Consider the following 23,610-nt stretch of genomic DNA (forward strand, 5'->3'; position numbering starts at 1 on the left):
CTGAACTCGTTTCAGATTCTCCATACTTAATATAAAAAAGATGCTGAAACAAGTTCAGCATGACAAAAGCATCTTTTTATTTTCTATTTAATTGTAATCTCATCGACAAAAATAAACGCATCACCACCAGCGCCTTGATGCCAATCGGGTAGTTTACCAAAGTTTTTGGCGATTACTTTTACGTAACGTGCTTTTTTTGCTTTGGTTTCATTAGAAGTGAAATTTAAAATCGTGTTTTCCTCTAATTTTGGATCTAATGTATTGTTTACCGAACCGAAATACGTAAAATTCACATTATCATCCGAAATATAATAATCGACTTTCATTGGCATTAAAATCCACGAACGTTGGTCTTGTAAAAAACGCGCTGAAATTTCATTGATGTTTTTCACTTCTTGTAAATCGACAACCGCTTCAAAATCCTGACTTTGGTAGCCTTGCCAATCGCCTTTTCTCCAATTTTCAGTCCCTAAAATACCGTCTAACAACCCTTCTGGACCACCGGCATGATATTGCGGATTGTAAACTGATTTGATGTTGATGCTGTAATTGTTTGGTTTTTTGAAAAAGGTTGCAGAAATGGTGTTGCTTTTAGAAAGATTGTTTTTAAAAATTACTTCTTTATAAAATTCGATTTTACAACTTGAATTAATATAAAAAGGTTTTTTATACTCATTAAAAACGTCTGTTTTAGAACTATCAATTATTCGATATTTAATTTTTTCACCTCTGTAATTTGGATAAGAATTGAAGCTAATTAATAATTTATCCTTAAATGATTTAGTTTTCGCTTCAATTACAGGAACTTCAATAATATCTTCAACAACATAAACTAAATCCCAATTAATTTCTTCAGAAGATACGATTTCTTTCTCTTGTTGAATCGCTTTTTGTTTGTCGATTATTCTTTGTTCTTCTGAAATTTCAACCTTTTCAAAACCTTCAAGATTTAATACTATTTTATCAAAATATAAATCGTTTTCATAATGATTAATAATACTTCCAGGACAAACTGGATATTCTCCTAAAACACTCAACACATACCAAGCGCTCATTTGACCGCAATCTTCGTTTCCAATTAAACCATCTGGCGTATTGGTGTAAAAATTATCTAAAATATACTTGACTTTTTCATTTGTTTTTTCTGGTTTCCCCACATAATTGTACAAATACGCCATGTGGTGACTTGGTTCGTTTCCGTGTGCATATTGCCCAATTAAACCTGTAACATCGACTTGTTCTCTTCCTGTAGTTTTGCTTTCGCTGTTGAACATTTCGTCTAACTTGGCTTCAAATTTTTCAGGTCCGCCATACGCTTGAATCATGCCGTAAACATCCTGTGGTACGAAAAACGAATATTGCCAAGAATTACCTTCAGTGAAATTATTGTTGACTTCTCTTGGATCAAAAGGTTTATCCCAACCGCCGTTTTTCTTTGGACGCATGAAACCCGTTTCCCAATCAAAAATGTTTTTCCAATTTTGAGAACGTTTCATGAAATATTGGTAATCTTCTTGCTTGTTTAAAATTTGCGCCATTTGAGCAATACACCAATCGTCATAAGCATATTCTAAGGTTTTGGAAACACTTTCGTGTTCGTCATCTATCGAAATAAAACCGTTTTTCTTATAAGCATCCAAACCTAAAACATCACGCATGGCTGAAGCTTTACTCGCTTCAAAGGCTTTTTCGTAATCAAAACCTGTAATGCCTTTTACCATCGCATCGGCAATTACAGAAACCGAATGATAGCCAATCATACAATCGGTTTCATTAGATGCTAATTCCCAAACCGGTAATCTACCACCTTGTTCGTATTGTTTGATGAAGGTGTTAATGTAATCGGCAGTTCGTTTTTTATCAATCAAAGTATACAACGGATGTGCGCCTCTAAAAGTATCCCAAAGCGAGAATACCGTATAATAATCAAATCCTTCTGCAACATGAATTTGGTTGTCTCTACCGCGGTATTTTCCGTCTAAATCTTGTGCAATATTTGGTTGCATCATGGTGTGATATAACGCCGTGTAAAAAATCGCTAACTTGTCTTTATCATTAGAAGTGACTTCAATTTTTGATAATTCTTTGTTCCAAAGTGCAATCGCGGCTTTGTGCGCTTTATTAAAATCCCAATGTTTGATTTCGGAACTGTTTAGTTTGGCACCTTCGTAACTTGTTGGCGAAAGCGATACTTTTACAAGAATTTTTTCACCTTTTTTGACTTGTTTAGTAAAAGTAGCTGCGCTTAATTCAATATCATCCCCTTTTTTATCTTGATTAGATTTTCTAGTAAAATATATATCAGTAAACGCTACATTAAACTCAATTCGGGCATACACATATTGATCTCTTGCCCAAGCTTCACTTCTTCGTAATACTTCAATGGTTTTATTGTCTACAACTCGAATTCTTCCTTCCAATAACTTATCGCGATGATTCAAGTCTAAGATAATATTGCCTTGTCCACTTTGATTAAACGTATATTCATGAAAACCAACTCGAGTTGATGCAGTTAAACGCACATCGATATTATGTTTGTCTAATTTGACGGAATAAAACCCTGCGGAAGCTTTTTCGTTAGAGTGTGAAAAAGTAGAAGAATAATCTTTACTACTAATTGTATGTTTTCCCATAGTTGGCATCAACATGATATCGCCATAATCCGAAACACCGGTTCCATTCAAATGCGTGTGCGAAAATCCGTAAATCAAATTGTCAGAATAATGATAACCTCCACAGCCATCCCAACTGCCATCGATTCGTGTATCTGGGGACAATTGCACCATTCCGTAAGGCAAAGTAGCACCTGGAAAAGTGTGTCCATGTCCACCAGTTCCAATAAATGGATTAACATGTTTGGCGTAATCTTGTGCAAAACCAAAAGCGGTTACAAATAATACGGAAAAAAGGATTTTCTTCATTTTAATTTTTTTTCAAAGTATAAAATTGAGGAAAAAAATTAAGGAAAGCAATCTTACTATTTAAAATGAGATAGAATTATGATTTTTTGGGAAATAAATTTATTGAAAAATAAAAAACCACGAGTACAAAATCAGTGCATTCGTGGTTTAAATATTATAATTTACAAAAATCTAATTTGCGAAAACGCCTCTTTTGTTGATGATTGGTAAGTCGGCAGTGGCTTTTTCGTTGATGGTGTTTACTCGAAATACGAAGGTTTTATCGTATAATTGTCCGTTTGCAAAATACGACAGCATGAATTCGTTATTCAATTGCAACACGTTATTTTCTAACAATTCAACTTTAACGGCGGTTCTTGGTTCTACTTTAGCAAATGCATGACGGAATGTTCCTGTTTTGCGTTCTTCACCATTGATTAAACCATAAGCGCGTGAAACTACCATAGCCATTTCTAGCAAATCATCGGTGTCGTTTATTAAATAAGCGTACCAAGAATTCTCCATAAAATCGTCGTTCCATTCTTGAAAAGCTACAATGTGAACGTTTGCTACTTTTGGGATGATAATGTCTTTTTTCATTGAAATAGTATTAAGATAAAAGTATTAAGAATTAAGACTTTGTATTAAATACTCGATTTGAATTGTTCCAAAAATCTTACATCGTTTTCATAAAACATACGGATATCGCCAATTTGGTATAATAACATCGCAATACGTTCAACTCCCATTCCGAAAGCAAAACCGGTGTGTTCGTCTGGATTGATACCGCAGTTTTTCAATACGTTTGGATCTACCATTCCACAACCACCAATTTCTAACCAACCCGTTCCTTTGGTAATTCTATAATCAGTTTCAGTTTTTAAGCCCCAATAAATATCGATTTCAGCACTTGGTTCTGTAAATGGAAAATAGGACGGACGCAAACGAATTTTCGATTTTCCGAACATTTCTTTGGTGAAATACAACAACGTCTGTTTTAAATCGGCAAACGAAACGTCTTTGTCAATATATAAACCTTCCACTTGATGGAAAATACAGTGCGAACGCGAAGAAACAGCCTCGTTACGAAACACTCTTCCCGGTGAAATCGTACGAATAGGCGGTTTGTTATTTTCCATATAACGCACTTGTACCGATGAAGTGTGTGTTCTCAACAAAACATCAGGATTGGTTTGAATGAAAAACGTATCCTGCATATCTCTTGCTGGATGGTATTCTGGTAAGTTTAATGCGGTAAAATTGTGCCAATCGTCTTCGATTTCTGGACCTTCGGACACGTTGAAACCAATGGTTGAAAAAATATCAATCATTTGGTTTTTTACAATAGAAATTGGGTGGCGCGAACCGATGTTCATCGCTTCTCCCGGACGCGTTGTATCGCCGTAAATTCCTTTTGCTTCTTCTTTATTTTCTAAAGCGTCTTGAATGGTTTTTACCTTTTCTTCTGCCGAAGTTTTCAATTCGTTGATTACTTGACCAAATTCTTTCTTTTGTTCGTTTGGAACATTTTTGAATTCAGCAAAAAAGTCTTTCAACAAACCTTTGCTTCCCAAATACTTGATTCGGAAGGCTTCTAATTGTTCTTTGTTATCGGTTTGAAAAGATTTTACTTCTTCAATATGGGCTTTAATCGTTTCTGTCATCGCTCGTTGTATAAAGGTGCAAATTTAGTTATTTTTAGTGATTAGTGAAAAGTGATTAGTAATTAGTTTTAATCAATCAATTCTTTCTCTAAAAAGTAACTCACAATCGCTTCTTTCATTAGCACGGCTTGTTCACCTGCTTTTAATGGTGGTAATTCTTCTTTTACTTTGTAATGCGGCCAACCTTCGTTATCAAAATACTCAAATTCGTAGTAACCATAAGGCTCTAACAAACGACAAATAGCGATGTGCATCAGGTTTACTTTTTCATCTTTTTTGAAAGTAGCATGAATTTTTCCTAATTCTTGTACACCGATTAAGTAAATAATTCCTTCTAAATCAAGGTCTTCTCCGCCTGAAAATTTTTCTGATAATATATTGACAACGCTTTCCCAACGCTGTTTTAATTGTTCGTCTCTTGACATTTTTTATAGATGAAAGAAAAAAGAGAAAAGAAAAAAGACTATTCCCAACTTTCTATATTAGTTTTGCAAAGATAATCGATGGTTTTGTTTTTTAAGCAATCTATCGTCTTTGTTCTTTATTCTTTCATCTATTTTCTTTCAAATGAGTTTTATTGATATTGTTTTTGCGGTTTTATTGGGTTTTGCGGTTTATAAAGGCTTGAAAAACGGGCTTTTTGTAGAAGTTGCTTCGTTTGTGGCTTTGATTTTAGGAATTTACTTAGCGATTAAATTTTCGAGTTTAGTAGGTGCGATTTTTACCGGAATTGTCCCAAGTTGGAATCCGAAATATATTGAAATTACCGCTTTTATCATCACTTTTTTGTTGGTAGTGATTGGCATACACTTGAGTGCAAAAATTGTAACCAAGTTAGCTGATTTTGCTTTTCTAGGTTGGATTAATAAATTGGCAGGTGTGATTTTTAGCCTCTTGAAAACGATTTTAGCGTTGAGTGTCGTGCTTTTTATTTTTGAGAAAATCAACATCAATAACATGTTGCTTTCGAAAGAAACACAAGAGAATTCGATTTTTTATAATCCAATTCAGAATATTTCAAAAGCGATTTATCCTACGATTGAAGGTTGGTATGACAGTTTGAAGTCGGAAGTTGCGAGTGAGGAGTAATGATTATTCTGTAACTCCGATTATTACACCAAAATTCCCATCGATTTGTTTCCAATTCTTTTCTGGAAGATAGGTTCTTGACACAAATCCATCTAAGTATAAGGCATTTTTACAACCAAGATTTTTAAAATATTCGGCAAAATCATAAAAATTTATTTCTTTTTTTGAAATAGCAAATACGATTTGATTGTTTGGTAAAATTCCAACACCATTACGAATGTTCAAATTGGTTGAATTCTTTTTAAATGCAGTATGAATTTCGCCATTAATTACCAACATTGGTCCCGATTGAGTTGCATATTTTATCTTTCCATTATTTACAAAATCTTCTGTTTTGCAAATTATTGGGTTCTTTTCGGTTGTAAGATAGAAAACACCATTAGGCTTTAAATAAAAATTGCCATTTCCATTTGAAGCATCAATTTCTGATTTAACGATTTTATTCTCGATAAATAGCCCTTGAGGTGAATTGTCTTTTTTATACATTCCGCCATTAGTTGAAAACAGGAGTTTTTTGTTTTTACTTTTGAGCCAAGAAATTAAATTTTCAGCATTTTTAAAATGCTCACCTCTTTCATTTTTCCAAAAAAAATCTAAGTTCTGCTTTTTTGGATTCACAATATAACTTACAAATCTTTCATCTTCAGTTAAAGGCTTACCTAATTGATAAAACCCAACAGAAATTGACGCTATGATTAATAAAATTATAAAAGTGACTTTTTTTGACATGATGAAATTATTTTTTCACTTCCTTAATCGCTTCTTTGTCAATCCAAGCTTTGGTTTTGTCGGTTAGTTCTACTTGTTTCCAGTTGCCTAATTCTTCTAAAACGAAAACTTTTGTTCCTTCGTGAAGCGTTACTACATCTTCCGAACTGTTTTTCGGTTCGGCTTTTAAAGTGGTTGCTTCTGCAAAAACTATGGCTGGATTGTAATTTGTATCAAATTTTTTCTGTAAAAAAGCGGAGAAAACAGTTACGCCAATTCCGATTAAAAACAAAAGAAACAAACTGAAAAAAGTGCGTTTTAGAAACACTGTATTTCCAAAATAATACCCCAAAAACGAAAGCAAACTCAGGAAAGCGATAAAAACGGCAATCCAAGCCCATGTATCGTAATGAAATGTGCTTGTAAATTCTTTTACCATTTTCTTAAAACCGACTTCAGGAAGGGTTTTAATATCGTCTATTGCTGTTTTTTGTGCAAAAGACAAGTTGGTTTGAATCGCTTCATCATCTGGGTTTAAAAGCAATGCTTTTTCATAATTGTAAATGGATGGCGCTACTTTTCCTAATTTGTAATAGCAATTGGCAATATTAAAATACAAATCAGCCGATTCGTTGCCTTGGTTTACAATGCTTTCGAAAGATTGAACCGCTTGTTCGTAATTTCCTTTGTTATATAAATCGTTTGCTTTTTTGAACGTAGCATCGATTGATTCGCTTGCATTGGCAAATGAAACTAAAAACAAAAGGAATAGTATAATCTTATTTTTCATTATTTCAATTGTTTTTCAAGTTCTGAAATTCGTTCCACAGCTCGTTCAAAATCATTAGTCATTGCGATATCTGTTGCTGGTGCATATCTTGCAAATTCGCAATCGTTCATTAATTCCATAAATTGAGAAATACTGATTTCTGAAGCATTTCTTTGTTGTAACAATTCAATGATGTTGTCTTTGCTCATTTCAACCGTTTCGATATGTAATTTAGCTTTTAAGAAATTGTGTAAGGCTTTTTCCATTGCCATATAAAACGGAACTTTGTCTCCCATTTGTTTTTTAGCTTCGGACAAATATTTCTTCACTAATCGGTTGTTTTGTTTTCTTCTGTTTCCAACAACATCGGCATCTTTTGCTTCTTTTTGTTTTCTGGCAATCATCACAATCGGAATCAATAATAATGGTGCAAATAACAAACTATAAAACAATCCTGAACCTAAGAAATCTTCTCTAGAAGCAGATACAAATTCTGTTTTCAACTTATTGAATTGGAATACTTCTTTTTTCTGAATGGCTTGTTTATTCGTACTTGGAGTATTGGCTACAAACGTTGCATCACCTTCTGCTACATCAATAGTGATTTCTTTTGAAGTGATGGTTTTGTATGATTTACTTGCCAAATCGTAGTACGAAAACTCCATTGGTTTAATCGTATATTTTCCTTTAAATTGAGGAATTATTGTGTATTTATCCGAAATTTTTCCGGTCATTCCTGTAACTGGTGTTTGTACATTTTCGGTGTGCGCTGGTTCGTACATTTCCAAAGCGCTTGGAACTATTGGTTTTGGTAATGTAAATAATTTTAAATTTCCTTTTCCTGAAACACTTACTTCTAAATCTAAAGATTCACCTGCTTTTAAAGAAGTTTTTGAAGGTTTTACTTCAAAATCGAAATTTCCAACTGCACCAGTAAAACTTGCTGGTTTTCCATTTTCAGGAAGTGATTTTACATTTATGGTTTGCGTTCCTGTTGAAAGTGATTTTTCAATGACGCGCATTTCATATTCTCCAAACCAATCGCGACGACCTGTTGGCACTTCGGCATCCAACTCTAATTTAAAAGGTTCAATCGTTTTTGCACCAGCTTCTAATGGATATAATATCACCTTTCGTAAAACTACCATGCTGTAATCTTTGCCATTATATTTTCCACGTTCAGCTTTTAGTTGCTTCATGTCGATATATTGACTCCAAAAATCATTGTATTTTGGCGCTTTGAAATTTCTGAAATTTCCAACCGTTGAACGAGGTTCAAAATACAATTTATAAATTACGGTAACAGGTTCATTCACATACGGATTTTTGGTTGACATTTCGGCTACCAAATGAATTCCTTCTCCATAATTTACATTTGTCGGTTGCTGACCGGGATAGGTTGGCATTTGGATAGGATCAGTAATCGTGATTTTTATTGGCGCCGATTTATATTTTGTTTCGTTGTATTCGATACTTGCAGAACCAATAGTAAAAGTTCCTTTTTTTGTTGGCGTTAAATAATAAATAACTTGGGTTGAAATTTCTCTTTTTTGGGTAACCTTGCCATTTACAATCGTAATCGAAGTTTGATTTCCCTTATTAATAAATGGACCTTCAGCTTTAAAACCAGGAAACTTTGGTGGTACAAAATTATCCCCTTCGTTATTGATGGAAAAAACCAATTGAATTCGCTCATTTAAACCATAAGAACTTCTTTCTGTTTGCGCTTCAAATTTTACTTGAGCGGAAACAGAATTATAAAAAAACGACAAGAATAAAACTAAAAGTATCTTTTTCATTTGTTACCAATCTTTTTCATTTGAAACCGGACGCGCTTTTACTTTCTTCGCATTCACTTTGTCCTGCACTTTCTTCTCCGCATTATTCACTGCATCTAAAATATTGTCGATGCGTTGTTTGTCGGCGCCGCTTGGTTTTGGATTTTCGTTTTTGTCTTCTTTTTTATCTCCGTCGCCTTTGTCTTCTTTTTTGTCTTCGCCTTTGTTTTTATCTTGGTCTTTTTTCTCGTCTCCTTTATCTTTTTTGTTATTTTCGGGTTGTGGCTTATTATCTTGACCTCCGCCTCCTTTGTTATCTTTTTTGTCATCTTTTGGAGGTGGATTATCTTTGTTTTTTCTTTTGGCTAAAGCATAATTATAACGCGTTTCTTCATCCTTTGAATTGTTTCGAAGTGCGTTTTTATAGGCTTCTTCCGCAGCTTTATAATTTTTATCCAACATAAACGTATTCCCCAAATTATGATAAATTCGGTGTTTTTCTTCTTTAGTTTTAGCAACTTCTAATGCTTGAATATATTTAATTTGCGCCTCGCCTTGTTGGTTTTGTCTATAAATACTATTTCCTAAATTATATCCTGCAACGGCTTTTTTTGGCGATTTTTTCGATTCCGTTACCCGATAATCGGCTTCGGCATCCACGTATTTCTTTTCGGTAAACGATTGATTTCCGTTGTATAGATTTTTATCTTTTTCTTGACTGAAAACCACGAAGGAATTCAACAATATTAATATGTAAACTATCTTACGCATGTTTCTTTTCATTAAATAAGTTCAACTTTTGCACCCATTCTGTTTTTTTCTCCAAAAGGAAAATATCTACCAATAATAACAAAAAACCTAACGCTAAAAACCATTGATATTGTGATTCAAAATCAGCTATTTGTTGCGATTCAAATTCTGATTTTTCTATTTTATCTAATGATTTTTTAAGTTCTTCAACTACTTCTTTTGTTGACGTGCCAACAATATATTTCGACTTGGTTTTATCAGCAATATTTTTTAAAACTTCAGGATATAATTTTGTTGTAACCGTTTGTCCTTCCTGGTCTTTTTTATAAGAAGCTATGGTTCCTTTATCATCTCGTAATGGAATTGGACCGCCTTTTACAGTTCCCACTCCAATAGTCAAAATACGAACGCCTTTTTCTTTAGCCATTTCAATAGCATCTTCTGCGCCTTCGCCATGGTCTTCACCATCAGAAATCAGGATAATTAACTTGCTAGTATCTTTCACATCAAAGAAATCAACCGCTAATTGAATGGCATCATTAAAAGCAGTTCCTTGCGAAGAAACCATATTGGTATTCATGCTTTGCAAATACATTTTAGCAATGCTATAATCGGTTGTCATTGGTAGCACTGGATATGCACTTCCGGCATAACCTACAATTCCCACACGGTCGCTTCCTAATTGGTTGATGATTTGCGAAACGATTTGCTTGGTTTTTTCTAATCGGTTTGGTGCTACGTCTTCGGCTAGCATACTTTTTGAAATGTCGACCGCAAACACAATATCAATTCCTTGACGTTTTACGGTTTCCATTTTGGTTCCCATTTTTGGATTTACCAAAGCAATAATAATACAAGCCAATGCCAACAACAAAACTCCTAATTTTAAAACTGGTTTAAACCTTGATTTTTCTGGAGCTAATTGATTGAATAATTCCAAATCGGCAAAAACGGCTTGTCTTTTTCTTTTCCAAAACAAATTGAATAGAAAAAGTGCTACTATTACTGGTAATAGTGCTAACAAATAAAAATATATTGGACTTTCTAATTCAAACATTTTTTCTTTTTCTAAACGATTCCTCTAAAAACTGAATTTCTCAATAATACCTCAACACCTAACAACATAAAAGCAATTAAAACGAAAGGTTTGTATTTCTCATCGTAATTGTAGAATTTTTTCTCTTGAATTTCTGTAGTTTCTAACTTATTAATTTCGTCGTAAATGGCTTGTAATTTCTTATTTGATGTAGCTCTAAAATATTTTGCATCGGTTGCTTTTGCAATTTCTTTCATCAGTTTTTCATCAATTTCTACTGGCATCATTCTGAAAACTAATTTTCCATTAGCATCTTTTGCTACAGGAAACATGGCTTGTCCGTTTGTTCCAATTCCGATGGTATATACTTTAATTCCGTATTCTTTTGCAATTTCAGAAGCGGTTCTAGGATCAATGGTTCCAGAATTATTCACACCATCTGTCAATAAAATGATAATTCTACTTTTAGCTTTGCTGTCTTTGATTCGGTTAATAGCCGTAGCTAAACCAACGCCAATTCCAGTTCCATCGGCAATAATAGAATCATCATATTCGATGGTTTTTAGCGATTGTAAAATGATAGTTTTATCCGAAGTTACAGGAGTTCTCGTATAACTTTCACCAGCATAAACTACTAAACCAATTCTGTCGTTAATTCTATCTTGCACAAACGTTGAAGCTACTTTTTTCAATGCTTCTAGACGATTTGGTTTTAAATCATTAGCCAACATACTACTCGAAACGTCGATTGCCATTACAATATCGATTCCTTTTGTTGTTTTCGATTTTGAAGTTACGTCTACGCTTCTTGGTCTTGCTAATGCGATGATTATTGAACTTAATGCTAAAATTCGCAACACGTATAAAAATGGTTTTGCTTTAGCCAAGAAAGTTCTATTTTGTTTGAAAGGTTCCAACGAACTCATTTTTACCGTTGCTGAAAGTTGGTTTCTTTTATAAAATAGCCAACCTATTGCTAGTGGTAAAACCAAAAACAACCATAAGAATTCCGGATTTAAAAAGGTTACTTTTCCCATTATTTCTTGGCTTTTCTTAGTTCGATTGAATTCTGAATTTTCTCTATAATCTGTTTCGCGTGTTCGTCTTCTTCTTTATAAATTAAGAAAAACTCTTGAGCGCCTCCAGGCTGAGACAATACCATGATTTCGTATTCCATTTTCACATCTTCTTCTCTCACTGGGTCAAAAGCGGTAAATGTTCCATAAGCTTTTTTGCCAGAAAGTCCTTTTACGTTTTCGAATTCGCTAGTTTTTACGATAATATTTTTAGCTCCAAATTTTTCTAATTCTTTTAAATCAACTTCAAGAGCTAAATCTAAATCCAATCGAGTAGTATCTTTAAAAGCGGTTGTAATTAAGACGATAGAGAAATTATCAATAATACTTCCATACATAAATCGGCTGTTCGATTTTACGTTTTCGGGAAGATTGTTTTGAATTTTATCGTCGCTATTCCGTTTTAAAATTCTTGGTGTTGAAATAATAATAGCAGGTTCTCCATATTCTGACGTTATCCATTCTTTCTCTAACAATTCTTCGGTAGAATGTCCAATGTAATTGTCTTTGATGAAATCGAATCCAACTGTGTAAGCGAAAATTACAACTGAAGCTACCAATAAAAACATCGAGATTCCAATTGACATCACCAAACGTTTGAACTTTTGCTTTTGCATTTCTTTCTTGCGAACTTCTTCTGCAAAAAGGATTGCCGCTTGGTCTTCGGTTCTTGGTAAGGCTTTATCGATGATTAACAAAAACTTATCAATGATTTTTTTATCAGTTTCAATTTCAAACAACATAGGTTGCGATTTAGCGAATTTTACTAAATCCGAATTTTCTAAAACGCGACTGAATTTTTCCAAATCTTCACGATTTACAAACATTTTCTTGTCTTTAATCGCTTTTTTTAGTGATTCTATTAACTCGCTCGAAGTACTTTCCATTGCTGGAATATGAACCGATTCCTCGATGTACGTTCTGGTAATATCGGTCATTTCAGAATAATATTCTTTGACATCACCGCGTTGCACCAATTGTTTTTTATCTAAGTTTTGAAGATAGGCAATTGCTTTTTCAATTGGGGAAGCGAAAAATTCTTCTTTTTGCTCTTTCTCTTTTTGTAATCTTTTGATAATGAAATATGAGGCAAAACCAGAAGCGATAATCAACACCAATAAAATTAATAGCTTCCACCATTCGCTCATCGGTTTTTCTTCGGTAGCGATGATGTCTTTGATATCGTACATTTGTTGTTTGGTCGTGTCAACTTTTACATCGTTTACCAAAATCGAAAGCGAATCGGTACGAAATTCTTTTTGATTGATTTTTACTAATAATTTCGGAATCACATAGCGACCCGAATCAAATTGGGTTAACCCGTATTTTTTGATTAATTCGTATTGGTTATCGTTTTTTACTGTGTCTATTGGATACGATTCTAATATTTCCAACGCACCAAAAAACTTTCCAGCAGGAAAAACCACTTTATCTTTTGCGTTTACTTTTGCTTTGATGGTTAAATTGAATTGCGATCCAATTTTAATTTGGTTAGAATCAATAGAAGTAGAGATTTGTTGGGCAAAACCCAAAAACCCGAACAGCAAAGCAATATATAAGTAAATTTTCTTTTTCATTTTTCTTAATTACGCGCTTTAAAATAACCTAATAATTTGGTTACATAGCTTTCATCCACTCTTGAACTAATTGTTCCAGCTCCACATTTTGAAAAAATATCTTTGAAATAATTTATGTTTTCACGATAGTATTTTTCGTAATCCATTCGCACTTTTTTAGAAGTAGTATCAACCAAAAGTGTTTCTCCTGTTTCAGCATCAATCATATTTACAACTCCGATATTTGGAATATTTTCTTCGCGTTGGTCAAAAACTCGAATTCCAGTTACATCATGTCGTTTTGAAGCGATTTTTAGCGTGTGCTCATAATCTTTCACCATGAAATCGGAAATTAAAAACACAATGGCTTTCTTTTTCAAAACGCTTGATAAATATTTCAAAGCTTGCGATAAATCGGTTTTTTTGCTTTTCGATTCGAATTCGATTAACTCGCGAATGATTCGTAAAACGTGTGATTTTCCTTTTTTAGGCGGAATAAATAATTCGATTTGATCGGAAAACAAAAGCAATCCAATTTTGTCATTATTTTGAGTAGCCGAAAACGCTAATGTGGCTGCGATTTCAGTAACCATATCGCGTTTTAACTGATTTTTTGTACCAAAACTCTCCGAACCCGAAATATCCACCATTAACATCATGGTTAATTCGCGTTCTTCTTCAAATACTTTTACGAAAGGTTCGTTGTAGCGTGCCGTTACATTCCAATCGATAGCTCTAACGTCATCACCGTATTGGTATTGGCGCACTTCTGAAAACGTCATCCCGCGTCCTTTAAAAGACGTATGATATTCTCCCGAAAAGATATGATCACTCAATCTTCGGGTTTTGATTTCAATTTTTCGAACTTTTTTTAGAATTTCTTTAGTATCCATTTTTTATTAGTTGGCAGTCGCAGTTGACAGTCGCAGTATTAAAGCAGTAGTATCTGAAAACTGAGACTGAACACTGATAACTAAATTAAGGCACTTCAATTTCGTTAACGATTTTGCTAATAATGTCTTCTGTAGTTACATTTTCAGCTTCGGCTTCATAGGTAATTCCTATTCTGTGACGTAATACATCGTACACTACGGCACGAACATCTTCTGGAATTACATAACCTCTACGTTTGATGAAAGCATAACATTTAGCAGCAGTAGCTAAGTTGATACTTCCACGAGGCGAAGCCCCAAAACTAATTAAGCCTTTTAAACTTTCTAATTTGTATTTTTCAGGATAACGAGTAGCAAAAATAATATCTAAAATGTATTTTTCGATTTTTTCGTCCATGTACACTTCTCGAACGGCTTGTTGCGCTTTTAGAATTTGATCTAACGAAACCACCTCATTCACTTTTTCGAATGCACCTTTTAAATTTTGACGGATAACCAAACGCTCGTCTTCCATTTTAGGATAATCAATAACCACTTTCAACATGAAACGGTCTACTTGTGCTTCTGGTAACGGATAGGTTCCTTCTTGATCAACCGGATTTTGAGTTGCCATTACTAAGAATGGTTTATCTAATTTAAACGTTTCGTCTCCAATTGTAACTTGCTTTTCCTGCATGGCTTCTAACAAGGCCGATTGCACTTTTGCAGGAGCACGGTTAATTTCATCCGCTAATACGAAGTTGGCAAAAATAGGGCCTTTACGAATCGTAAAATCGTTTTGTTTGATGTTATAAATCATGGTTCCCACCACATCGGCAGGCAATAAATCGGGCGTAAACTGAATTCTACTAAAAGAACCATGAACGGCTTGTGATAGCGTGTTAATTGCTAAGGTTTTTGCTAATCCAGGAACACCTTCTAATAAAATATGTCCTTGTCCTAGTAATCCAATTAGTAATCGTTCTACCATTTGCTTTTGTCCTACAATTACCTTGTTCATTTCCATGGTAAGTAGATCAATAAAAGCACTTTCTCTTTCTATCTTTTCATTAATAGCTCTAATGTCTAAAGTCGATGTATTTTCTTCCATTTTGGTTTTAATTTGGGTCTGTGAAACTAACAACATATTTTAACGCTGCAAATTGTAATTTTTTTTAGATTTTAGTTGTTAACATTGCGTTAAAAAACAATAAAAAAAGTAGGTTTTGTGAGTGTTTTATGATTCAATTTTATAATTTTAAGAAAAATTTAGAAATCAGATACAATATGTCAGTAAAATTATCACCTATTATTGCAGGAGTTATGAATTGGGGTGTTTGGGATAAAAACCTGAATGCAAACGAAATGAATCATTTAATTCATCTCTTTTTAGAAAACGGAATAACTACTTTTGATCATGCCGATTTATATGGGGGTTATACCACTGAAGCAGCTTTTGGAAAAGCTTTAGCTACAAGTAAAATAGACCGAAAAAATATTCAATTGATAACTAAATGCGGTATTCAATATGTTTCTGAAAATAGACCTGAAAATGTAATTAAACATTACGATTATTCTAAGGAATACATCATTTGGTCGGCAGAAAATTCACTGAAAAATTTACAAACCGATTATTTAGATGTTTTTTTACTGCATAGACCAAGCCCATTAATGCAAGCTGATGAAGTTGCTGAGGCGGTTGAAAAATTAAAAGCAGCAGGAAAAATTCTTTCTTTTGGGGTTTCTAACTTTACATCTTCACAAACCGAATTATTACGTCAAAAAACAGAAGTCTCGTTTAACCAAATTCAGTTTTCTGCAACCAACCATGAAGCCATGTTAGATGGAAGTTTAGATTATATGCAATTGCATAAAATTACACCAATGGCTTGGAATCCGTTAGGGGTTGTTTTTAGAGAAAATACCGAACAAACACAACGTTTAAAATTACTCTTTTCTAAATTAGTAGATAAGTATCATGTGGGTGCTGACTTAATTTTATTAGCTTGGATTTTACAACATCCTGCGAATATTTTACCTGTTGCCGGAACTGTAAATGTGGCAAGAATTCAACAATTATCGAAAGCGTGTTCGTTGCAATTAGAAAAACAAGATTGGTTCGCTATTTGGTCAGAAAGTATGGGAAATAAAGTGCCTTAAACGAGTATTCAGTGTTCAGTTAATAGTATTCAGAATATTCAGTTAAAAAATGATAAACAAGCGTCTTCTTATCAAAAACATTTTATCTCACCACGATGAGAACAGTTTTTATGATAAGAAGCGCCAGTTGAATTTACATACTAAAGAAGGAAAAGCAAAATTTTTAAAACACATTTGTGCGCTTTCAAATTCTAATCCGAGCAATAATTCTTATATCATTGTTGGAGTTGAAGACGAATCGAATGAAATTGTAGGCGATGACTTTTTTGATGATAGTAGGATTCAAAATTTAGTGAATGCTTTTTTGGAAAATCCACCTAAAATTCAGTACGAGAATGTACCTTTTCCCAATCTTCCAAAAGACAAAGTAGTAGGCTTAGTCACCATAAAACCAAAGTCAAAAAACTCCTATTTTAAAAAAGGAATTCATACGATTGAAGCCAAAAGTACTTTTGTTCGCAAAGGGAGTAATACAACTCCAACCACTGAAAAAATACCCTATTCAAAACAAAACATAGAAACCGTAATTAGTATTGAAAACAGTTCTCGAAATAGCATTGCACATACATTAGAAAGTGTTTTGGATTTCATCAACAATAGGCATAAAGATATAGCATCTGGTTATCATGTTTTTAAAGAATTATTTGTAGTTTGCTGGGCGGGAAATAAGAAAAAAATTAGAGATAAAGTCTATTATTCAAGAGTTGATATTGAGCTAATAAACGAACAAGTAAAACTTTTCTATTCGGCGCTTGATGAAGTTAGTATTGAATTTGACGAAAACACTTTTTCAATAACAGAATATATTTCTTTAGGATTGAATGATAAAACCAGTTATTACCCATTTGAAAAGGTTACTCTTACCTTTTTTGATAATGGTTATTATAAAATGAACTCAGAAATATTGTTCGAACCGCCTCAATACAATCGGAAAATGCTGTATCACATTTACAATTCTAATTTGATACTATTAGGAAAACTTCAAAAAGGATTACCTTTGAATGAATCTGAAAAGAGAGATTTGGAGAATTTACCTCACATTATGATGATTTGTTATTTGAATAGTTTTGATGAAGCAAAACAAAAATTAATTGATTCAAAACCTTATTTAAAATCACTTGAAAATCCTTTAATTTACGTGTCTTTTAAAGAAGTAATGCGAATTTTAAGAAAAATGAAATACGACAAAAAGAATGAGTAGAAAATTAGTTATTGGAGATATACACGGAGGTTTAAAAGCAGTTCAACAAGTTTTAAAAAGAGCCAACGTTACTGATAAAGATATTTTAATCTTTTTAGGGGATTATGTAGACGGCTGGAGTGAATCTCCTAATGTTTTGGATTTTTTAATCGAATTGCAAAAAAAGCAAAAATGCTATTTCATTCGAGGTAATCACGACGAACTTCTATTAGATTGGTTATTAGGTAATACCGAAAATATTGATGAAAAATTATGGTTTACACATGGTGGCGAAGCAACTGTTTTATCCTATCAAAAAATTGAAGCTTCAACTAAGGAAAAACACATACAATTTTTAAAGTCATTACAAGATTATTATTTAGATGATGAAAATCGATTGTTTATTCATGCTGGTTTTACCAATATGAAAGGTGTAGAGCACGAATTTTTTAAGCCTTTATTCTATTGGGACAGAACACTTTGGGAAACCGCTTTAGCATTGGATAATCAACTTTCAAAAGATGCCATTACTTATCCAAATAGATTAAAAATTTACAATGAAATCTATATCGGTCATACTCCTGTTACCAAAATTGATGAATCTGTTCCTGTAAATAGAGCTTGTGTGTGGAATGTGGATACTGGAGCCGCCTTTAAAGGGAAATTATCTATTATGGATGTGGACACCAAAGAATTTTGGCAAAGTGATGCCTTACCTGATTTATACCCAAATGAAAAAGGTAGAAATTAATTGCTTTTTTTTATGTTATCTTATTACAATTTATAACTTTGCTCCAAATTATTTATTTACGTAAAATCCATTCAAAATGAGTGTAATAGAAAAAAAACTGAAAGACCGCAGTGGTTCAGTTTGCGAAATTAGTGGTGCCGAACATGATTTAGTTGTGTACACGTTGCCACCTCACACTGCAGAAAGCTTAGAACATTCGGTTTTAGTTGCGAAACATTTAAAAGACCAAATTGAAAACCCAGAAACCATGAATGAAAACGATTGGAGAGGTTTATCAGATAGCATGTGGAGTGAGCATTTACCGGTTCAAATTTTATCTTGGCGTATGTTAGCGCGTTTAAAAAATACCGATTTATTAGAGATGATGTATCTGGATGAAGAAGCGTTAGAATGGGCAAAAGCAACAGGCGAAGGCGCAGAAGAAGACGAAAACAAAATTGTACATAAAGACAGTAACGGAGTAACCTTATTAGATGGTGACTCGGTTGTATTGATTAAAGATTTAGATGTAAAAGGTGCTACTTTTACTGCAAAACGTGGCGCTGCCGTACATAACATTAAATTAGTTTGGGACGACGCAAACCTTATTGAAGGTAGAGTTGAAAACCAAAATATCTACATTTTAACACAATACGTGAAGAAAACGAAGTAACCTTTTTGTCATTCTGAACTCGTTTACTTCGTCAGTTCGCAAGCTCGGGTCAGAATCTAAAAAGAGAAGCTGAAACAAGTTCAGCTTGACAGAATGACAATATAAAACCCTGCAAATTTGATTTGTGGGGTTTTTGGTTTTATAATAAAATCTTACATTTATGAAAAAATTTATGAAAAAAACATTTTACTTATACTTATTATTCTTTACACAAATATGTTTTTCACAAATACCCGTTGAGTCCTATAGGAATGAAATATCAAGTTTAAAATCTATTGATGAGGTAAGTATTTATTGGGATAAACTTTTAGATATTGATCAAAATGTTTTATTGAATGAAAAAGAGTTAATAAAAAAGGATTCTATCTCAACAAGTTTAATGATAAGAACAATTTTAATGTTTGAGTATCAAAATGAACACACTTTCAAATTATATAAAATTGCACCTGTTATGAATATGGCTCATTGTAATAATTCAAATTCAGCAAAGCTTTTTTGGCCAATTATTGAAAAATATAAAGTTGTAATTAATCAAATAATGAAAAACTATCCTGCATATCCTCTAGAAAGCATAAGTTTAATATATTACGGATATTCATTGTTGGATCAAGATAAAATTTATGATAGACTTATTTATAAATTGCAAAGTACTTATTCAAACGAAGATTTAGTTCTCAAATTAATAGAATCTCACAATAATTTTAAAACAACTCATTCATTAAAATTGAGAAAATCAATATATAAATGGCAGTATCAACCATTTAAGGATAAAAAAGAGGAAGGTTTTTTTGAATTTGTAAAAATGTCAGACGGAAAATGGTATAGAAGAACTAATTACGGGATTTTACAGAAAATTAATTTAATTTCTAAAAAAGACGAATTTAAATTTTACCAAATTGAAGGAGAACCATTTGGTTGGATTTATAAGCTTGGAAAAAACGGTAGCTTAAGTTTGTTAGATAATGATGAAATTCTCATTGAATACACAAGAATAAATTAACTCAACACCAACAGAAAACCCTGCAATTGCAGGGTTTTCTATATCCAAAAAGCAACTAATCACTAATTACTTTTCACTAATCACTTAATTAAAAATCAAACTTAATACCTTGAGCTAATGGTAATGCTGTTCCGTAGTTAATGGTGTTGGTTTGTCTTCTCATGTAAGCTTTCCATGCATCAGAACCTGATTCACGGCCACCACCGGTTTCTTTTTCACCACCAAAAGCACCGCCAATTTCAGCACCTGAAGTTCCAATGTTTACGTTAGCAATACCACAATCAGAACCTGCAGCCGAAAGGAATAATTCCATTTCTCGCATGTTGTTGGTAAAGATAGAAGAAGATAATCCTTGAGGAACTGCATTTTGCATCGCAATCGCTTCTTCAATTGTGCTGTATTTCATAACGTATAAAACAGGTGCGAATGTTTCGTGTTGCACGATTTCGAACTCGTTCTTCGCTTCAATAATACATGGTTTTACATAACAACCACTTTCGTATCCTTTTCCTTCTAAAACACCACCTTCTACAATTACTCTTCCGCCTTCAACTTTTGCTTTTTCGATAGCGTTTAAGTAATCTTGCACCGCACCTTTATCGATAAGTGGTCCCACGTGATTGTTAGCATCTAATGGATTTCCAATTTTTAACTGCGCATACGCTTTTGCTAAAACGTCTAAGGTTTTGTCGTAAACACTTTCGTGAACAATTAATCTACGAGTTGACGTACAACGTTGACCTGCTGTTCCTACCGCTCCGAAAACTGCTCCTACCAATACCATTGATAAATCTGCTTCTTTAGAAACGATAATCGCGTTGTTTCCACCTAATTCTAAGATAGTGTTTCCAAAACGCTCAGCCACTGTTTTTGATACGTGACGACCAATTCTTGTAGAACCTGTAAACGATACTAATGGAATACGTTTGTCGTTATTGATTAAATCACCAGACTCGTTACCAACCACTAAACAGCTGATTCCTTCTGGTAAATTGTTTCTTTCTAATACCGTTTGAATGATGTTTTGACATGCTACACCACATAAAGGCGTTTTTGAACTTGGTTTCCAAATACAAACATCGCCACAAATCCAAGCTAACATTGTGTTCCAAGACCAAACCGCTACTGGGAAGTTGAAAGCCGAAATGATTCCAACAATTCCAAATGGATGCCATTGCTCATACATTCTGTGCATTGGACGCTCAGAGTGCATTGTTAATCCGTGTAATTGACGAGATAAACCTACTGCGAAATCACAGATGTCAATCATTTCCTGAACTTCTCCAAGACCTTCTTGATATGATTTACCCATTTCAAAAGACACTAATTTCCCTAATGCTTCTTTATGTTTACGCAATTCTTCTCCCATTTGACGTACGATTTCCCCTCTTTTTGGAGCCGGAACCAAACGCCATGTTTTGAAAGCTTCTTCTGCAGCACTCATAGTTGTTTCGTAATCTTCTTTTGTTGAAGATTTTACTTTTCCAATCAAATCTCCTGTTGCAGGTGAATATGATTCGATAATTTTTCCGTTAGAAAACCACTTAGAACCTGTTGAAGTTCCTTCGTTAATTTCTTTAATGCCTAATTGTTGCAAAGCTTCTTGCATACCAAATTGAATTGCTGCTTCAGATATCATTTTTATAACTTTTTATTCGGTTTTTGTTAAATTTTTACAAAGATAGAAAATATATTTTTTAACCACAAGGAACACAAGAGTTCAATCTTAATGTTATTTTTAGTCACAGATTTCACAAATTCTCACGGATTATTTTTTGTGAAACTTTGTGAAAACCATTGCGTGACTCTGTGTTACTTTTTTGTAAACTTAGGATTGGTTTCCATTACAGTACCACATTTTTTACACGTTCTTTTTTCTTCCGAATTGTAGAACGTACTAAAATGCGGTAGAAAGTCTTTTTCAATGTCCTGTAATTCGAAATAAACTTCGTGTAATTTATGATTGCAATTATCGCAAAACCAAAGTAAACCATCGTTAAATCCTTTTCCTGCGCGTTTTCTTTCAATCACCAATCCGACAGAACTAGCGGTTCTAGCTGGAGAATGCGGCACTTTAGCAGGATGTAAATACATGTCGCCTGCTGAAAGTTTCATAGCTTTCTTTTCGCCATCTTCTTGAATGTAAACTGTGATTTCACCTTCTAACTGATAGAATAATTCTTCGGTTTCATTGTAGTGGTAGTCTTTTCGTGCATTGGGTCCACCCACAATCATTACAATGTAATCGTCTGATTCTACATATAAATTCTTATTACTAACAGGTGGTTTTAATAACTCTTTATTGTCCTCAACCCATTTTTGTAAATTAAACGGTTTTCCTATTGCCATCTTTTTTAATTTTAAAACGTAAAGTTACAGAAAAAGAAAAAGGTTAGCTACATTTTATTGCAAACTAACCTTATTAAATTATTACCATTGGAATTACTTCACTTCTTTTACTAAATAAATGTAAACTGGAAAGTGATCCGAGAATCCAGGAACTCCATTTTGATTTCTTAATGGGTACCCTTTATATTGTCCAGTTTTTTGGATTAAGAAAGGTTTATTATAAATACCTGCCTTCCAATATTTGAATGAACCATAATCGTTGTTGTCAGCCGGAACTAATTGTTGGCTTACCATAATTTGGTCGAAAATATCTCCTGAATCTCTGTAAAACAAAGAAGAATGTCCGTCTTTAGCCATTTGCTCAAACGGATTATAGACATCTCTTGGTTCTTTTAGTTCTGTTTTCTTCAGTTTAGCACCAATTCCTTGCTTAACACTTTTGTTGTAAGCTCCGTCATTTAAATCTCCCATAGTAATAAACTTAGCATTTGGGTTGATTTTGATGATAGAATCCATGATTTTTCTGTTTAATCTACCAGCTGCTTCACGGTAAGGGCTACTTCTTTTTTCGCCACCAGAACGAGAAGGCCAGTGGTTTACAATTACATTGATTTCTTCCCCATCTAATAAACCAGTAACTAAAAGTTGGTCACGAGTGTAAATTCTTTTTGTTTTTTTATCGTAGTTTACATTTTCTTCTGTTTCTTCCGATTCCTCTTTACTTTTTTTAGTATCCTTAGATTCTGTTTCATAAACATAAAGAGGAACATTTATATAACTTGTAGGTTGAAAATGTTTTTCTTGATATAAAAATCCAACATCAATTCCACGTTTGTCTGGTGAATCAAAGTGAACTACCTTATATCCTTTATTTATTAAAGTAGGATGTTTTACTAAGTCTTCTAATACTCTTCTGTTTTCAATTTCACAAGCACCAATAATCACAGGAGAATTTTTTTGACTTTCGCTAGTTCCTAATTCAATAAGCACTCTACTTAAATTATCTAATTTCTTGTGATAGTTTTTTTTTGTCCAACCATTTACAGGCGTATATTCTTCATCATAAGTGTCTGGGTCATTAATTGTGTCAAACAAATTTTCAAAATTGTAAAATGCAACCGTATGCACCTTAAATTTTTTATCCTGAGAAAAAGCGCTATTGATAGACAAAATCACGGTAAATACAGCCAAAAGGTGTTTAATTTTCATAAATTAAATGTTATATTAATATCAAGTTTATTACAAATTGGGTGCCAAAGGTAAATAATATTATTAAAAGTTATACATTTGCAGGCTGTTAAGTTTTAAACTACTTAACGT

The 23,610-nt window shown here is 33.3% G+C and carries 22 protein-coding genes; 6 read left to right on the forward strand and 16 right to left on the reverse strand.

Annotated elements, in window-relative coordinates:
• Nucleotides 1-83 precede the first annotated feature (83 nt).
• The 4 genes from GFJ94_RS02305 to GFJ94_RS02320 form a co-directional block, all read right to left on the reverse strand.
• Entirely contained in the window at nt 84-2,921 is a 2,838-nt protein-coding gene (locus tag GFJ94_RS02305) for a GH92 family glycosyl hydrolase (RefSeq protein WP_153199980.1), read from the reverse strand.
• 171 nt (nt 2,922-3,092) lie between these two features.
• The gene (locus GFJ94_RS02310; protein ID WP_153199981.1) at nt 3,093-3,500 is read right to left on the reverse strand and encodes a hypothetical protein; all 408 of its coding nucleotides are present in this window, start codon (nt 3,498-3,500) and stop codon (nt 3,093-3,095) included.
• Nucleotides 3,501-3,544: 44 nt separating this feature from the next.
• Nucleotides 3,545-4,564 (reverse strand): phenylalanine--tRNA ligase subunit alpha, encoded by a 1,020-nt coding sequence (pheS, locus tag GFJ94_RS02315; protein WP_133610264.1) that lies wholly within the window; start codon nt 4,562-4,564, stop codon nt 3,545-3,547.
• Between the two features lie 68 nt (nt 4,565-4,632).
• Nucleotides 4,633-4,989, reverse strand: coding sequence for a hypothetical protein (locus tag GFJ94_RS02320; RefSeq protein ID WP_153199982.1), 357 nt, complete (start codon nt 4,987-4,989; stop codon nt 4,633-4,635).
• Nucleotides 4,990-5,131: 142 nt separating this feature from the next.
• Between GFJ94_RS02320 and GFJ94_RS02325 the strand changes: the two genes are divergently transcribed.
• Nucleotides 5,132-5,653, forward strand: coding sequence for a CvpA family protein (locus GFJ94_RS02325; protein WP_153199983.1), 522 nt, complete (start codon nt 5,132-5,134; stop codon nt 5,651-5,653).
• Nucleotides 5,654-5,656: 3 nt separating this feature from the next.
• Here the strand turns inward: GFJ94_RS02325 and GFJ94_RS02330 are convergent, their stop codons facing one another.
• The 9 genes from GFJ94_RS02330 to GFJ94_RS02370 all read right to left on the reverse strand — a co-directional run bounded on the left by GFJ94_RS02330 (nt 5,657) and on the right by GFJ94_RS02370 (nt 15,309).
• Nucleotides 5,657-6,382 (reverse strand): phosphodiester glycosidase family protein, encoded by a 726-nt coding sequence (locus tag GFJ94_RS02330; protein ID WP_153199984.1) that lies wholly within the window; start codon nt 6,380-6,382, stop codon nt 5,657-5,659.
• Nucleotides 6,383-6,389: 7 nt separating this feature from the next.
• Nucleotides 6,390-7,151 carry a tetratricopeptide repeat protein gene (locus tag GFJ94_RS02335; RefSeq protein WP_153199985.1) on the reverse strand — a complete coding sequence of 254 codons (762 nt, stop codon included), beginning with the start codon at nt 7,149-7,151 and terminating at the stop codon, nt 6,390-6,392.
• Entirely contained in the window at nt 7,151-8,929 is a 1,779-nt protein-coding gene (locus GFJ94_RS02340) for a BatD family protein (protein WP_153199986.1), read from the reverse strand. The genes GFJ94_RS02335 and GFJ94_RS02340 overlap by 1 nt, the downstream gene beginning before the upstream one ends.
• A 3-nt stretch (nt 8,930-8,932) precedes the next feature.
• Entirely contained in the window at nt 8,933-9,679 is a 747-nt protein-coding gene (locus GFJ94_RS02345; RefSeq protein ID WP_238989425.1) for a tetratricopeptide repeat protein, read from the reverse strand.
• On the reverse strand, nt 9,672-10,715 hold the full coding sequence (locus GFJ94_RS02350) for a VWA domain-containing protein (protein ID WP_153199988.1): 1,044 nt from the start codon (nt 10,713-10,715) through the stop codon (nt 9,672-9,674). Before GFJ94_RS02350 ends, GFJ94_RS02345 begins: the two co-directional genes overlap by 8 nt.
• An 11-nt stretch (nt 10,716-10,726) precedes the next feature.
• Nucleotides 10,727-11,731 (reverse strand): VWA domain-containing protein, encoded by a 1,005-nt coding sequence (locus GFJ94_RS02355; protein ID WP_153199989.1) that lies wholly within the window; start codon nt 11,729-11,731, stop codon nt 10,727-10,729.
• Nucleotides 11,731-13,347, reverse strand: a complete 1,617-nt coding sequence (locus GFJ94_RS02360; RefSeq protein ID WP_153199990.1) for a BatD family protein — start codon at nt 13,345-13,347, stop codon at nt 11,731-11,733. Before GFJ94_RS02360 ends, GFJ94_RS02355 begins: the two co-directional genes overlap by 1 nt.
• A gap of 5 nt (nt 13,348-13,352) precedes the next feature.
• Nucleotides 13,353-14,219 (reverse strand): DUF58 domain-containing protein, encoded by an 867-nt coding sequence (locus tag GFJ94_RS02365; protein ID WP_153199991.1) that lies wholly within the window; start codon nt 14,217-14,219, stop codon nt 13,353-13,355.
• An 85-nt stretch (nt 14,220-14,304) separates the two neighbouring features.
• Nucleotides 14,305-15,309, reverse strand: coding sequence for a MoxR family ATPase (locus GFJ94_RS02370; RefSeq protein ID WP_153199992.1), 1,005 nt, complete (start codon nt 15,307-15,309; stop codon nt 14,305-14,307).
• Nucleotides 15,310-15,485: 176 nt separating this feature from the next.
• Here GFJ94_RS02370 and GFJ94_RS02375 point away from each other — a divergent pair, with 176 nt between their 5' ends.
• From GFJ94_RS02375 to GFJ94_RS02395, 5 genes are all read left to right on the forward strand, one after another.
• Complete coding sequence (locus tag GFJ94_RS02375) at nt 15,486-16,358, forward strand: aldo/keto reductase family oxidoreductase (protein ID WP_153199993.1); 873 nt, start codon at nt 15,486-15,488, stop codon at nt 16,356-16,358.
• A 49-nt stretch (nt 16,359-16,407) separates the two neighbouring features.
• A complete protein-coding gene (locus GFJ94_RS02380) occupies nt 16,408-17,559 on the forward strand; it encodes an ATP-binding protein (RefSeq protein WP_153199994.1) in 1,152 nt (383 codons plus the stop codon).
• Nucleotides 17,552-18,289: a metallophosphoesterase family protein gene (locus tag GFJ94_RS02385; RefSeq protein WP_153199995.1), complete on the forward strand. Its 738-nt coding sequence runs from the start codon at nt 17,552-17,554 to the stop codon at nt 18,287-18,289. Before GFJ94_RS02380 ends, GFJ94_RS02385 begins: the two co-directional genes overlap by 8 nt.
• A 76-nt stretch (nt 18,290-18,365) precedes the next feature.
• Nucleotides 18,366-18,941 (forward strand): alkylphosphonate utilization protein, encoded by a 576-nt coding sequence (locus GFJ94_RS02390; protein ID WP_153199996.1) that lies wholly within the window; start codon nt 18,366-18,368, stop codon nt 18,939-18,941.
• Between the two features lie 160 nt (nt 18,942-19,101).
• Nucleotides 19,102-19,941: a hypothetical protein gene (locus tag GFJ94_RS02395; protein WP_153199997.1), complete on the forward strand. Its 840-nt coding sequence runs from the start codon at nt 19,102-19,104 to the stop codon at nt 19,939-19,941.
• A gap of 88 nt (nt 19,942-20,029) precedes the next feature.
• Here GFJ94_RS02395 and GFJ94_RS02400 read toward each other — a convergent pair whose 3' ends face one another.
• The 3 genes from GFJ94_RS02400 to GFJ94_RS02410 all read right to left on the reverse strand — a co-directional run bounded on the left by GFJ94_RS02400 (nt 20,030) and on the right by GFJ94_RS02410 (nt 23,499).
• Nucleotides 20,030-21,580: an aldehyde dehydrogenase family protein gene (locus GFJ94_RS02400; RefSeq protein WP_153199998.1), complete on the reverse strand. Its 1,551-nt coding sequence runs from the start codon at nt 21,578-21,580 to the stop codon at nt 20,030-20,032.
• Nucleotides 21,581-21,753: 173 nt separating this feature from the next.
• Entirely contained in the window at nt 21,754-22,290 is a 537-nt protein-coding gene (locus GFJ94_RS02405; protein ID WP_153199999.1) for a 3-hydroxyanthranilate 3,4-dioxygenase, read from the reverse strand.
• 93 nt (nt 22,291-22,383) lie between these two features.
• Entirely contained in the window at nt 22,384-23,499 is a 1,116-nt protein-coding gene (locus GFJ94_RS02410) for an endonuclease/exonuclease/phosphatase family protein (protein ID WP_153200000.1), read from the reverse strand.
• Between the last annotated feature and the right edge of the window lie 111 nt (nt 23,500-23,610).

Origin of the sequence: Flavobacterium sp. LMO8, from assembly GCF_009495755.1 — a bacterium.
In the GTDB taxonomy this organism is placed as follows: Bacteria; Bacteroidota; Bacteroidia; order Flavobacteriales; family Flavobacteriaceae; genus Flavobacterium.